Annotated in this window: 9 protein-coding genes; 1 reads left to right on the forward strand and 8 read right to left on the reverse strand. The window is 65.1% G+C overall.

The annotated features are described in order from the left end of the window. Nucleotides 1-4 precede the first annotated feature (4 nt). The 6 genes from AT984_RS15400 to AT984_RS15425 form a co-directional block, all read right to left on the reverse strand. Complete coding sequence (locus AT984_RS15400; protein WP_058720850.1) at nt 5-2,620, reverse strand: sensor domain-containing phosphodiesterase; 2,616 nt, start codon at nt 2,618-2,620, stop codon at nt 5-7. 108 nt (nt 2,621-2,728) lie between these two features. Continuing rightward, nucleotides 2,729-3,430: a TetR/AcrR family transcriptional regulator gene (locus AT984_RS15405; protein WP_058720851.1), complete on the reverse strand. Its 702-nt coding sequence runs from the start codon at nt 3,428-3,430 to the stop codon at nt 2,729-2,731. 108 nt (nt 3,431-3,538) lie between these two features. Further along, entirely contained in the window at nt 3,539-3,976 is a 438-nt protein-coding gene (locus AT984_RS15410; protein WP_058720852.1) for a universal stress protein, read from the reverse strand. 78 nt (nt 3,977-4,054) lie between these two features. Then, nucleotides 4,055-4,696: a 3'-5' exonuclease gene (locus tag AT984_RS15415; protein WP_197418124.1), complete on the reverse strand. Its 642-nt coding sequence runs from the start codon at nt 4,694-4,696 to the stop codon at nt 4,055-4,057. Between the two features lie 93 nt (nt 4,697-4,789). Then, on the reverse strand, nt 4,790-5,431 hold the full coding sequence (locus tag AT984_RS15420) for a hypothetical protein (RefSeq protein ID WP_058722365.1): 642 nt from the start codon (nt 5,429-5,431) through the stop codon (nt 4,790-4,792). Further along, entirely contained in the window at nt 5,428-6,801 is a 1,374-nt protein-coding gene (locus AT984_RS15425) for an APC family permease (protein WP_058720853.1), read from the reverse strand. Before AT984_RS15425 ends, AT984_RS15420 begins: the two co-directional genes overlap by 4 nt. A gap of 191 nt (nt 6,802-6,992) precedes the next feature. On the opposite strand from AT984_RS15425, the gene AT984_RS15430 reads away from it, so the two are divergent. Beyond that, nucleotides 6,993-9,473: a TonB-dependent receptor plug domain-containing protein gene (locus tag AT984_RS15430; protein ID WP_058720854.1), complete on the forward strand. Its 2,481-nt coding sequence runs from the start codon at nt 6,993-6,995 to the stop codon at nt 9,471-9,473. 129 nt (nt 9,474-9,602) lie between these two features. On the opposite strand, the gene AT984_RS15435 is transcribed toward AT984_RS15430, so the two are convergent. Together AT984_RS15435 and AT984_RS15440 are read right to left on the reverse strand one after the other, a co-directional pair. Continuing rightward, nucleotides 9,603-12,656 carry a S8 family serine peptidase gene (locus tag AT984_RS15435; protein ID WP_058720855.1) on the reverse strand — a complete coding sequence of 1,018 codons (3,054 nt, stop codon included), beginning with the start codon at nt 12,654-12,656 and terminating at the stop codon, nt 9,603-9,605. A 73-nt stretch (nt 12,657-12,729) separates the two neighbouring features. After that, nucleotides 12,730-13,410, reverse strand: coding sequence for an NF038120 family PEP-CTERM protein (locus tag AT984_RS15440; protein ID WP_058720856.1), 681 nt, complete (start codon nt 13,408-13,410; stop codon nt 12,730-12,732). Nucleotides 13,411-13,575: the final 165 nt, after the last annotated feature.

Raw genomic sequence — 13,575 nt, forward strand, 5'->3', positions numbered from 1 at the left:
TCACTTAAGCGCCCCGCAAGCGCAGCCAGTCTTCCAGAGGCCCGGGGCGGCCCAGCAAATAGCCCTGCAGGCAATCGCAACCCGTGCGCAGCAGGAAGTCGGCCTGCGCCGGGGTCTCCACCCCTTCGGCCACCACGCGCAGATTCAAGTGCTTGGCCATGGACACAATGGCCTCAACGATGGCCGTGTCATTGGGATCATCGGGCGTGTCCTGCACAAAGCTCTTGTCGATCTTGAGCTCGTAGAGCGGCAGCTTCTTCAAATAAGCCAGGCTGGAATAGCCGGTGCCGAAATCGTCGATGGAAAAGCGCAGGCCCAGGGCGCGCAGCTCGGACATGCGCGCGCTGGTGTCTTGCCAGTTGTCGATCAGCAGGTTCTCGGTCACTTCCAGAATCAGGTAGTCCGCCGGGGCGCCGGTGTCCTGAATAATTTGCCGCAAGCCCGCCACGAAGTCGTCTTTGCGGAACTGTCGCGGGCTGACATTGACCGACAGGCATTGCAAGCGCCCGGCCTTGTGCAAGCGGGCCAAGGCCAAGCAGGCCTGGCGCAGCACCCGGTCGCCCAACTCGATGATCAGGCCCGACTCCTCGGCCACGGGGATGAAGTCCAGCGGCGACACCCGGCCACGTTTGTGGTGCTGCCAGCGCAGCAGCAACTCGCCGCCGATCTCCTGCCCTTGCGCATCGAACTGCGGCTGCAGATGCAGCTCAAACTGCTCCAGCTGCAAAGCCTCTTTCAGGTCTTGCTCCAGGGCCAGGCGGCTTTGCACCTCGGCATGCATGGCGGTTTCGAAGAAGGCCACTCGGTTGCGCCCCGAGGCCTTGGCGCGATACATGGCCGTGTCGGCCTCGCGCAGCAAATCGTCCACCGCCTCCGCGCCCTTGGGGAACAGGGTAATGCCGATGCTGCCTGAGATGTTGTAGCTGTGATCGAAGATATGGTGATCCATCACCAGCACCTCGCGCAGCTTCTCGGCCACGGCCATGGCATGGCGGGTGGCTTGGGCGGCGTCCAGGCCCAAATTGCTGACCAGCACCACGAATTCGTCGCCGCCTAGGCGCGCCACCGTGTCGTCCTCGCGCGCCACCTCACGCAGGCGTTCGGCCACCTGCTTGAGCAGCTCGTCACCGATCGAATGACCCAGGGCATCGTTGATGTGCTTGAAGTGATCGAGGTCGATGAACAAGAGCGCGCCCAGCTGCCGCGAACGCCGTGCCACCGCCAGGTCATGCCCGATGCGGTCCAGCAGCATGCGGCGGTTGGGCAAGCCGGTCAGCACGTCGTAATGCGCCAGCCAGTGGGTGTGTTGCTCGGAGTGCTTGCGTTCGGTGATGTCGCTAACGAAGCCATGCCAGAGCACGCTGCCATCGGGCCGCCGTTCGGGCTGGCCGCTGCCCAGGCGCCAGCGCAGGCCCTGGCGCGGCAACACCACGCGGAACTCGTGGTGCCAGGGCTGCAGCGTTTGAGCCGACCGTTGAATCGACTCCACCAGGCCGCGCTGATCATCCGGATGCACCAGCTTGCGCACCACCGCGTCGTCTTCCCGCACATCCAGCGGGCTGACCTCAAACATATTGAAAATGCCTTCGCTGGCGAAGGGGTAGCAGGTGCGTCCGTCAGGGTCGAGGCGGTACTGCACCAGCGCGCCCGGCACCCGCCGCGCCAGATTGCCCAGCAACTCCAGGCTTTGCTCCAGCTTGCGGGCCCACAGGCGGCGCTCGGTGATGTCTCGGAAAGCGACGCTGGCGAATTGCTTACCCGCCTCGTCCTGGTAGGTCACCGTCGACACCTCGGCCTCGAAGCGCTCACCGTTGCCGCGAATCATGGTGATCTCGCCGCGCGCCTTGCCATTCAGATCACGCTCGTCAAACAAGCGCAGCAGGCGCGGGTCGCGCAGGTCCAGCACCTGCGAGCGCTGCACGCGACGCAGCTGCGCCTCGCTTTGGCCGAGGATCTCGCAGGCCATGGGGTTGGCGGTGAGAATGTCACCGCCGGGCCGGGTCTGCATCACCCCGTCCAGGCTGTTGGCGAACAACAGTCCGTAAATCGATTCACTTTCGCGCCGGCGTTGATCGACCAGGCCGAATTCACGCAAGGTTGTCGCCAGCTCTTTGTTCTTGCGGCGCAGCAAGAGCTGCGTCATCACCTGCCGGGCCAGTCGCTCCAGATCTTGACACTGCTGCGGCGTGAAAGCGCGTGGTTCGCGATCCACTACACACAGGCTGCCCAAGGCGTGGCCCTCGGGCGTGATCAGCGGGGCGCCGGCGTAAAAGCGCACCGCCAGCGGGCCGGTCACTAGAGGGTTGTCATTGGTGCGCGGGTCATGCTCGGCATCCTCAATCACCAGCACCGCGCTGCCGCGGATGGTGATGTCGCAAAAAGCGATGTCGCGCGGCGTTTCAATGACGTCCAGGCCCTGGCGGGATTTGAACCACTGGCGCTCGCTGTCAAGCAGGGTGACCAGCGAAATCGGCACGCCGAACAGGCGCAGGGCCAGCGCGGTCAGGTCGTCAAACGCCTGCTCGGGCGCCGTGTCCATGACCTCAAACGACTGCAAAGCCTGCAGGCGCGCTTGCTCTTGTTCTTGCTCTTGCTGACTTGGTTCGACGGCAGCCGCCATCACTGCCTCCCGGTTTGCAGATAGGACATGAGGCGCCATCATGGCACGCCCGCCTTCAGCAAGCCCGTGAAATTGGGCCCGAAACTGGCAATTGCCGGGCCGACTGCCTCATTCGCTCTGGCGCAGCTTGACCAATTGACCGGTCACCATCGCCGCCATGGTGCGGGCGACGGCGCGTGGATCCAGGCGGGGGTTGTCGAACAGCAACTCCTGCGCGGCATAGAGCGCGTCAATGCCCAAGCGCAGGGTCAGGCGCACCTCGGCCTGATCGGCCTGCGGATAGGCTTGCATGAAGGGGTGCACCAGCAAGTCGGTGACCAGCTCATGGGAGCTATGGCGCACCTCCTGCAGGGTCGGCACGGCGCGCAAGGCGCGGGTGATCCAGATGCCGGCGGGCATCTGCTCGGTCAGCTGCAGCGTGCGTATGAACAAATCGGCAATGCTGGCGGCCAACTCGGGCTCGGGCAGGCGCCAAGTTTGCGCCGTGGCCCAAGGTGTCAGCAGCGCATTCTGGCTGCGCATCAGGCGCTCGGCCAGCTCGCACAGAATGGCATATTTATTCGGGAAGTACTGGTACAGGGCCGGCGGGGAAATGCCGGCGCGCTGACAGACCAGATTGGTCGACAGGCGCTCAATGCCCACCTCACCCAGCAAGTCGCCACAGGCGGCCAGAATGCGTTCGAAGGTTTCCACCGCACGCTGCTGCGAGGGCACCTTTTTCTGCCTGAGATCAGGCAAGTTGCGCGGCACCAGCTTGTCTTGACTGGCGGGGTTTGCGGCGGTGTCGGCCACGCTGTTGGGCTCGTTCATCGGCCCAGTCTAGCCCAGCGTTTGCGCCCATTCTGTTCGGGTCAGCCCTGATCAGAATCATCAAAAAACAACGTCCGAGCCAGGGCCTGCGAGGCCCCGGCGCGGCACTCACTTGATCACGAAAACCGGCACTTCCGCCAGGGTCAGCACCTTTTGCGCCACGCTGCCCAGCAGCACAGCGTCCAAGCCGCGGCGGCCATGCGAGCCGATCACGATCAGGTCGCACGCCGTCTGCTTGGCATGCGCCACGATGGCCGGCGCTGGGCCATGCTCGCGCAGGATCTGGCTGGTGAAGTCCACGCCACAGCTCTTGGCGGCGTCTTCGGCATGCTCAATACCTTGGCGGGCGGCGGACTCCGAGGCCTCCAGATAGTAGCTCATGGCCTCACCGCCGCTGTCCGGAAAGTAGAGAAAGGGCGAGGGGTCGATCACGCTGATGATCTCCAGCACCGCGCCGTAACGCTTGGCCATGTCAGCGGCCACCAGGGCGGCACGTTGAGCGGTGGCGGAGCCGTCGGTGGGCAGGAGGATGCGGTGAAAAAACATGATGTGTCCCTAGCAAATACGCAGCGGATGCGGCATGGGTATCTTCGGCCTGCGGCTCAGTGCAGGGCTTGCCTTGGATCAAGATTGCTTGCGCTCACGCCACTCGGCGGGCTCAGCGGGCTCGGCGCGCCCTTGCGCATGGCCATTGCTATGCCCATTCGCAAGGCCAATCTCGGCACCATTCACTGCACCATTCGCAGCGCCTGTTTCAGCAGGCCTGCTCGCGCCGCCCAAGTTCTGCCGCAGCTTTTGCAAGGTCAGCTGCAGAATTCGCGCATCGCTGCTGGCGCGATGGCGCTGCAGCGCCTGGTCCAGGCGCACCTGGTTCAGCACCGCATGCCAATGCTGGGCCTCGGCCTCGCTGAGCAAGCACCGCAAATCGGCCAGCTTGAATTGGGGCACCAGATCCACCACGTCGAACAGGCGGGCCAGCCAAGGATAGTCATGCGCCCAGGCATCGCAATAAACCACTTGGCCGCGCAGATGGCTGTTGATTTGCTGCGCCACCCACAAGGGCGGCTTGCCATGCCGGCACAAGGTGGCGCGGCTGATGCCGTGAACCGCCTCGGCCGAGGCGTCCCAATGCTGCCACTCGGGCTCGGGCTGGATCAGCGAGCAAAACATGGCCCCAGCGGAGTCTACAAAGCCAACTTCGATCGGATAACTGCCGCGGCCAAAGCCCGAAGCCTCGATGTCCAGAATGGCGGGAATCTCGCCCATCTTCAGACCCCTTGTTTCGATACTTTGCGGCGCCACACGGTTGTTGGCCGACTGTAGCCCAAGCACGGCCGGCGCATCAGCCCACGCGTCGACTCAGGGCTTGAGTTCGATGATCTGCTCGCCCTCAAACAACTCGATCGCCGTGCGCGCCACTCGCTGGGTGTCGTAAAACGCATAGGCACTCACCGCCGCAGCGCCGGCCAGCGGCACCCAGCGCGAGATCGATTTGCGCACCAAGCTCTCGCTCAGCTTGACGCCCACCACACGGCTGATTTGCTGCATTACTTTGGCGGCCACGGGCTGCACCACCATGCGCTCACCCACCCGCACGGCAAGGTCGCGCACGGCCTGGGCCGCCGTGTGGCGGAACATGCAGTACAGCATTTGCTCGCGGCCCAAGTCGGCCGTGCGGCCGTAGATGGCGGCGATGTCGGCCACCGCCTGGCGCTGGATGCGCCACACCGTCAACAGCTCAGGCAGGATGGTCAACCAGCCCAGCGGGCCTGGCGGCAGCGCCAGCGACCCTGCCGCAAGCGCAGCCTTCTGGGCCGCTTGCTGAGCCACGCTTTGCGCGGCGCGAGCGGCCTCGCTGGGCAAGGTGCTGGCCTGGCGTGCGGACTCGGGCCGGCTAGACACCAGATCCAACACTGCCTCGGACACCTTGGCGGCAAAGCCGCCCTCAGCCTGCCCGGCCAGCGCGGGCAGGTTGTCGGGATTACGGCTGGTTTTGCTCATGCCTGCGCCCTTTTGCTCAGCGGCCACAAAATCATGGCGCCCAGCGCCAGCACCGCCACACCCACCATGGCCCCGGCGCGCACATAGACCACGCTGGACCACAAAACATACAAGCAGCACAGCGCAAAGGCCAGCGGCAACCAAGGGTAAAAAGGCACTTGGTAGTGGCGCTGCACCTCCGGCTCGCTGCGGCGCAGGCGGATCACGGCCAGGGCGCTGAGCGTCATGAAGAACCAATAGACGGGAGACAAATAGTCCACCATGGTGGCGAAACCGCCGCGGGTGATGGCGCCAAAAGCCACCAGGGCCAGGGCCACGCCGCTGGTGGCCAGCACGGCCGCGGTGGGCGTGCCGCGCTTGGCATTCCAGCGCGCCAGATGCAGGCTGCCGGCCACATCGCGGGCGGCGGCATAAGTGGTGCGCGGCCCGGCGATCAGAATCGCATTCATCACCGACAGCGCCGTCAGCGACACGATGGCCACCATCAGCAATTCACCTGGCCGCCCGAACACCGCCAGCATCAAAGCCGCCGCCGGTGCTTCGCTACGCGCCAAGCCGTCCAGGCCCAGCACCTGCAAATAAGCCCAGTTGGCCAGCAGATACAGGCCCGAGACCAGCAGCAAGCCCCACCACAGGGCACGCTTGATGCCGCTGCGCTGGTCGCGCATCTCGGCCGACAAGGTGGCCGCATCGCTCCAGCCGCCGTAGGCCAAGAACACAAACACCATGGCCTGACCCCAGTTGTGACGTGTTGGGTCGTCCACGGCCAGCGGCGTTTGCGGCGCATGCCCGGCCCAAACCTGCACGCCCGCGCCCACGCCCAAGAGCAAAAGCCCGCCCAGCACCACCGTGGTCAAGCCCAGCTGAGTGCCCAGGCCGACGCGCACGCCCAGCAGATTCAGACCGGTCAGCAGCACGATCAGGCTGGCCCCCAGCACCGCGCTGGTGTAGGGCCCCAACCAGGGCCGCAGATCCAGCACCTGGCTCAGATAGTCGCCGAACACAAAGGCCAGCAAGGCCATCGAGCCGGTGTGGATCACCGCAAAGCGCGACCAGGCAAACAAAAAGCCCAGGCGCTGGCCGTAGGCGCGGCGCAGGAAGAAATAGTCGCCGCCGGTATCGGGAAAGCTCGAGGCCATTTCGGCAAAGCACAGCGCGCCGATGAAGGACAGCAGGCCGCCAAAAGCCCAGGCCAGATAAAGCTCGTAGGAGCCGCCCAGCGCCGCGGCCACCAGCGGCGAAGTCTTGAAGATACCGGCGCCCACCACCATGCCCACGCACAAGGCCACGGCATGTTTGACGTCAAGCTGGCGCTGCGGCAGGACAAGCACAGTGGGCGGGGTCAAGTCTTGCTGGGGCTGGCTGGGCATGGGGAAGTCGAGGCGGGCAGAGAGAAAAAGAGGCAACTGAAGGCAAGCGCGGCTGGCGAATGCTAACTGCTGTGTCCTGCCTGCCACGTTTGCATGAGCTTATTGCCGAACAGTCTTTGAGCACCCTATCGCTTTGCCTTAGCCTTAACGGCTTTGTTATCGCCCTTACACGCCTACGCCACCTAACCGCCATGTTGCACACGCCCACCCGAATTGCCTGCGCCGCCCTTCTTGCCAATCTCGCGGGCCTGTTGCCCATGCATGCCTTGGCCCAAGCAGCCGAGCAGCCAGGCGCCAAGGCCCAGCCAGCCCAGCTGGATCAGGTGCTGGTGACCGGCACCCGTGCCAAAGACCGCACGCTGCTGAACTCGGCCGTGCCGGTAGACGTTCTGAGCCAGGAAGACCTGCAGCGCGCCGTGGCCGGCGACGGTAACTTGGCCGCGGCCCTGCAGACCCTGCTGCCCTCCTTCAACTTCCCGCGCCAAAGCAATTCCGGCGGCGGTGACCATGTGCGCGCGGCCCAGCTGCGCGGCCTCTCGCCCGACCAGGTGCTGGTCTTGGTGAACGGCAAACGCCGCCACAACTCGGCCATCGTCAATCTGGAATCCAAGACCGGCAAGGGCACCAACCCGGTGGACTTCAATGCGATTCCGGTCTCGGCCATCAAGCGCATCGAGGTGCTGCGCGATGGCGCCGGCGCTCAGTACGGCAGCGACGCGATTGCCGGCGTGATCAACATCATCCTCGACGATGCCGACAGTGGCGGCCTGGTGGCGGGCGGTGTGGGCGGCTTCCACACCCGCTTCGAGCCCAGCAATGAAACCTTGAACGACGGCCGCTCGCGCGAGCTGCAAGGCAAGCTGGGCCTCAAGCTGGGCGACAGCGGCTTTGTGCGCTTCGGTATCGAGGCCGCCCACCGCGACCACACCAACCGCGCCGGCCCCGACCAGATTCCGCCCTGGGAAGATCAGTCGCCCGCCAATCTGGCCTTCCAGGGCAAGCGCAATTACGCGCCGGGCGAGCCGGAGTCGGATCAGCTGGCACTGTGGTTCAACAGCGGCTTCACGCTGGGCGCACTGGGCAGCGATGCTCGCGGCTACGCCTTCGGCACCTGGCAGCAGCGCAAGAGCGAGGGCGCGGCCTACTTCCGCTACCCCGACAGTTTTGCCAATGTCAAAGCCATCTACCCGAACGGCTACCGCCCCGCCACCACCGGCAAGAGCCAAGACCTGCAACTGGCCAGCGGCGTGCGCGGCAGCTTGGGGGCAGACAAGAGCTGGGACTACGACGTCGCCCTCAACCTCGGCCGCAATGAGTTCAACTACGGCCTGCGCAACTCGCTCAATGTTTCGCTGGGCGCGGCCAGCCCGACGCAATTCCATCTGGGCGACTTCCAAACCCAGCAGTTGGGTATCAGCGCCGACTTCAGCCGCGAACTGGCGCTGCCCGGCCTAAGCAAACCCGCCACCTTGGCACTCGGCATGGAAGCGCGGCGCGAATCCTTCCGCACCAAGGCGGGCGACGAGGCCTCCTACGCCGTTGGCAGTTTCGATGGCACGCCCGGCGCCCAAGCCGGCCCGGGTCTGCAGGCGGCGGATGCGGTGGATCTGTCGCGCAACTTGGTCGGCGCCTACGTCGACCTCAGCGCCGACCTCACGCCCAGCCTGTTTGCCGGCCTGGCCCTGCGTGCCGACCATTACTCTGACTTCGGCAGCGCGCTGACGGCCAAGCTCTCCGGCCGCTATGTGCTGACGCAAGACCTGGCCCTGCGCGGCGCCTTGTCCAACAACTTCCGCGCGCCCTCGCTGGCGCAAACCGGCTTCTCCTTCACCGTCACCGACCGCGGCGACGGCGGCACGCTCAGCCAGGTGCGCACCCTGCCGGTGCAAAGCGAGATCGCCCGCGCCCTGGGCGCCGAGCCGCTCAAGGCCGAGACGGCCCGCAATGCCAGCCTGGGCCTGACCTGGCAGCCCAGCCGCCGCGCCTCGCTGTCCATCGACGCTTTTGATGTCAAGGTCAAGGACCGCATCACCTTGTCCGAGCGCTTGTCCAGCGACGCGCTGACGGCGCTGATCCAAAGCCAGTTCGGCGTGGCCGGTGTGAACGGCGTCAACTTCTTCACCAATGCGGTGGACACCCACACCCGCGGCGTCGATCTGGTCGGCCAGTTCAGCCACGCGCTGGCGGGGGGCGAATTGCGCTGGACCCTGGCCTCGAGCTTCAACAAAACCACGCTGAGCAATATCCAGCAGAGCAGCGCGGCGCTCAAAGCGCTGGGCATAGCCAAGCCCCTGGTCGGCCTGGAGGAAAGCAATACCCTCACCGACGCGGCACCGCGCGACCGGCATGTGATGAGCGCGCAGTGGAACAACAGCGGCTGGAACCTGCTGGCCCGCGCCACCCGCCACGGCTCGGCCACCCGGGTGTTTGACTTTGGCGACGGCTTCACCCCGACGCAGACCTATGCCCCCGTCTGGCAGCTTGACCTGGAGGCTGAGGTGAAGCTAACGCGCAGCTTCAGCGTCTCGGTCGGCGGTGTGAACGTGACCGACCGCTACCCCACCCGCTCCATCGACGACATCAGCTACTTCGGCAACTTCCCCTACGACGTGCTCTCCCCCGTGGGCTTCAACGGCGCTTACTACTACGCCCGGGCGCGCTACAACTTCTGAGGTTGAAATGCCGCAGCTTGCGGCAATAGAAAAGGGCGGCTTGCATCAGCAAGCCGCCCTTTGTTTTGGTGCCTTTTTTGCGCTTGGGCCGCAGCACCCGAAAACCGGGCGCTGCGGTCATTGCCACGCTTAGCGGTTGTCGATGAGCACCAAGGTCGAGCCCAGGCTGACCGGGGTGGCGTTGGTGGTGTCGGCGAATTGCACCTGGCCGAGATAGCGGTTGCCAGCCGGCACCGACCAGCCCAAGCCCACCGAGGCCGTGCCACCGGCGTAGACCGAGGCCGGTCCGGCGGCGCGCAGGCTTTGCGTGCCGACGATGGGGCCCAGAGTCCAGCTGGACAAGGTGTAAGTCGCCTTGCCATCGGGGCCCTTGCTGGTGTCGTAGCCACTCACGCAAGCCGAGTAGGTGCCGGCCGCAGGTGCTTTCAGGCTGACCAATTCATCCGCAGTGGCGCCGCCGCTGGAGCCGACATTGGCACCGGTGCCGCCAGGGCCGGCATAGATGTCCAGATCCAAGTCGACCGGGCCATTGGTATCGGCGTCAAAGAGCTGGAAGCGCGCCAGTAAGGCGCCCGCCGGCACGGCGACGTCAAAGCACTGCTTCTCACCCGTGGTGATGGTGGCGGTGTTGCGTGTCGCCGGCACCAGACCCACAGGCGTCACACCCAGCTTGCCGGTGTAGCCCGAAGTGACCGAGAACACCTTGCTGCCGCTACCAGACTTGCGCACATCGCTGACCGAGGCCGGGATGGAGAAGCCGCCGGCGCTGCCATTGGCGCTCAACGGGCTGGTCACCGAAGCCACGCCATCGCTCCAAGTCAGGCTACCGAAGGACCAGGCGCTGGCGGAAACCGCCGCACCCGGGGTGATCTTGACCGTGAAGCTGCCAGTGGCGCCGGGCGCCAGCGTCAACGAGGCCGGAGTCACCACCACATCCCAAGAAGGCAGCGTGGCGGAGGCCACAAAGGTCTTGGTCGCGGTGCTGACATTCTTGATCGACCGGTTGAAAGTCTTCGAGATCACGACGCCCTTGGCCGTCAAGGAGGGCAGATTCAGGTCCGTGGCGGAGATGGAGCCCAAGGTGGCGCAGCTGCCGATGCCGGCCGGCGGCGTCAGGCCCAGGCCGCAGAGGAAGCGACCATGGTCGGCAGCCGTGAGGTCATAGACCAGCGGCATGGACGTCGCGCCATTGGGGTTCAGGTGGCCTGCACCATAGCCCCAGCGGTCGGGGTCCAGGCTGCCATTGGCCAGCTTAACTGGGCCGGCCGAGGTCATCATCGCCGACTTGATGGCCGCAGGCGACCAGCAGGGATGCTGCTGCTTGAGCAAAGCGGCAATGCCGGCCACATGCGGGCTGGACATCGAGGTGCCTTGCAAGGAGTTGGCATTGGCTGCGGGCGTGTAGGTGCCGGCAATGGTGGCATCGTGCTGCGCCTGGGTCTGGCTCTCATCGATATAGGCCGCCAGGATGTCCACGCCCGGGCCAGTGATATCGGGCTTGAGGATATTGCCATTGGCCTTGTTGGGGCCGCGCGAAGAGAAGTCAGCCATCACCGGCGCCACGATGGCGGGCGGCGTGGCCGGCGGCTTGATCGTGCCTGTGGCCCCGGCCGCGGCCGCGGTGACATAGTTTCGGATGCTGGCGCGGTTGGCCAGCGGCAGGTGGATAGAGGGCACCGAATGGAAGTCCGCCACCAGGCCATCGGCGGCAGCGCTGGCATTGACCAGCACCATGCCGACGCCGCCGGCGCGCTTGACCTCGGCGCTCTTGTCGACCCGCGCATTCACACCGCGATCGCAAACGACGATCTTGCCGCTCACCTTGGTCGAATCCAGCGTGCCGGCAAAGCAGCGCTGCGCATCGGCCACGGCTTGGCCTGCGGCCACCGCAGAGTCCGCCAAAATCATCGAGCCGGCCAAAGTACTGCCGAACACCGAGACCCCGTTGCTGTACACGGAAGCATCACCCAAGACCAGATCGGCCACGGACTGGCGGTCATGGGTGGAGGCGGCCACCGTCATCAGCCAGGGGCTGATGTGCGCGACCTGATTGGCCGGGCCGCTATTGCCGGCCGAGGCCGCCACAAACACGCCGGCAGCCGTCGCGTTCAGGTAGGCGATTTCGATCGGATCGTTGAAATTGGTCTGGGTGCCGCTGACCGAATAATTGATCACGTCCACACCGTCGGCCACCGCGTCGTTGATGGCGGCCAGAATGTCGGCAGTTTGCCCGCCGTCGTTGGTGGGGGTGGTGGTTGCCGTCCAGAGTGCCTTGTAGACGGCAATGCGGGCGCGTGGCGCCATGCCCGAGATGCCACCGATGGCGGTGCCATTGATGGTTGCAGTGACGTTGGCGTTACCGCCCGAGGTCGATGCGGTGTGGCTGCCGTGACCGGCGCCGTCACGCGGGGACTTGTATTCCAAGCGCGGGTGCGCGGCGTACGCGCCGCCGCTGGCCGCTGCGCCGGCATACCAAGCGTCGCCGTAAAAGCGCGCACCGATCAGCTTGTTATTACACATGGCGGCGGTGAAACCTTCACCGGCCACGCAAGTGCCTTTCCATTTGGCGGGTGGCGGGCCGTAAGCCGAAGTGCCCGCCTGGTAGTAAGGGACCGGATTGCCCAGGGCATCGACCTTGTCGCCGAAGGAGGCGGTCTCGGGCCAGACGCCGGTGTCGATCACGCCGATGATGACGTCTTCACCCTTGACCTGGCGCGCCGCCGTGTCCAGTTGCGACCACAAGCCGCCCGGTGCCATCAGGCCCAGAAAGGCGGGCGTGCGGGTGGTGTCGGCCGGAATCAGTCGGGACTCGGTGACCGACACGACCTTGGTCGACGTCTGCAAAGCCTTGGCCTGCGCCGGCGTCAGAGCGGCCGAGAAGCCGTTGAAGACCACCGTGTAATTGTGCATGGCGGCGGGCGCGCCGACGCGGCTCAGCACCGCGCTGTGTTGCGAGGTCAGATAGTTGCGATAGCTCTTCACATTGGCACCGGCGGCATTAAAGCGCGCGCCGGCGGGCGCCTTGGTGGCAGCCAGACCGGCGAGCTTGCCGTCATAGGTGGCAGCCGGTGCGTCGGCCATCTGAACGATGTAGATCTTCTTGCCACTGCTCTGGGCGGCGGCGCCCATGCTGAGCGTGGCCAAACCCAGCATCAGCGCGATATGCAATTTCTTGTGGTTCATCGAAAACTCCTAGCGAGTTGCGGTAACAACAACAACGAAGCGGACCCGTGCCGGCGCTTAGCCGGTCAGCCGCTCAGACCTTGGCTTGGCGCCGACGCAGCCAGCCCATGCCGGCCAGGCCCATGCCGAGCAGCAAGGCGGCCGAAGGTTCGGGCACGGCGGCGGTGACATTGATGTTGTCGAGCGCGAACTGCCCGTTGTTCTGCAGCGGCGAGGTGCACACATTGCTGCCGTCAAAGCTGCAGGCGAAGAATTCCACCGATTTGAGATTGGTGTAGACCGAGAAGTCAGCACCGCTGTACTGAGCGAATTGATACGAACCGCCAGCGGCTGGCGCGAACAAGAAAGCCCAGCCCACTTGCGTGCCATCGGCCTGGGTGCCAACCGCTGCAATGGTGGTTTGGCCGCCTGCGGCGGGCACCAGCGGCACAAAGGCCGCGTCGAAGGAATTCAGGTTGAACAGGCCGCCGTCGGCCCGTGTCAAGGTCATGTAGCCTTCGTTGAGCTGTGTGTAGAACTGGGTGGTATTGCCGGACGGTGGCGCATCCAGGGCGGAGGCCACGTCAACCGTCCCGAAATCGTAATGCACCGCCATATTGAAGCCGGACTGCTGGAAGCTCTGGCCCGCGAAGTACAAGCCCGTCAGCGCGGGCTCATCAAAGTCGATAACGGCGGCCGAAGCCTGCAGCGGTGAGGCAGCGATGGCCCCGGCAATGAGGGTGCTGGCGAACAGCGACCGTGTCAGAACTCGCATAGAAACTCCTTGGTGTGCTTAGGAGAAATTGAGGACAAGCGGCTATTGGCCACTCATTCAATGCCGGGAGGGCAGGCGCTGACCATAGCGTTTGGGGTAATAAGTCACACGCGTAAAAACCCTGCGGGCCGGCTCGCCCGATTTTTGTGCTGGAGACTTTTCATA

Origin of the sequence: Paucibacter sp. KCTC 42545 (genome assembly GCF_001477625.1) — a bacterium.
GTDB lineage: Bacteria > Pseudomonadota > Gammaproteobacteria > Burkholderiales > Burkholderiaceae_C > Paucibacter_A.

Excerpts from the sequence above, each read along its gene's own strand:
- AT984_RS15425 (WP_058720853.1), bottom strand. The coding sequence starts at position 6,801 with ATGCCCAGCCAGCCCCAGCAAGACTTGACCCCGCCCACTGTGCTTGTC.
- AT984_RS15415 (WP_197418124.1), bottom strand. The coding sequence starts at position 4,696 with ATGGGCGAGATTCCCGCCATTCTGGACATCGAGGCTTCGGGCTTTGGC.
- AT984_RS15410 (WP_058720852.1), bottom strand. The coding sequence starts at position 3,976 with ATGTTTTTTCACCGCATCCTCCTGCCCACCGACGGCTCCGCCACCGCT.
- AT984_RS15400 (WP_058720850.1), bottom strand. The coding sequence starts at position 2,620 with ATGGCGGCTGCCGTCGAACCAAGTCAGCAAGAGCAAGAACAAGAGCAA.
- AT984_RS15440 (WP_058720856.1), bottom strand. The coding sequence starts at position 13,410 with ATGCGAGTTCTGACACGGTCGCTGTTCGCCAGCACCCTCATTGCCGGG.
- AT984_RS15430 (WP_058720854.1), top strand. The coding sequence starts at position 6,993 with ATGTTGCACACGCCCACCCGAATTGCCTGCGCCGCCCTTCTTGCCAAT.
- AT984_RS15405 (WP_058720851.1), bottom strand. The coding sequence starts at position 3,430 with ATGAACGAGCCCAACAGCGTGGCCGACACCGCCGCAAACCCCGCCAGT.
- AT984_RS15435 (WP_058720855.1), bottom strand. The coding sequence starts at position 12,656 with ATGAACCACAAGAAATTGCATATCGCGCTGATGCTGGGTTTGGCCACG.
- AT984_RS15420 (WP_058722365.1), bottom strand. The coding sequence starts at position 5,431 with ATGAGCAAAACCAGCCGTAATCCCGACAACCTGCCCGCGCTGGCCGGG.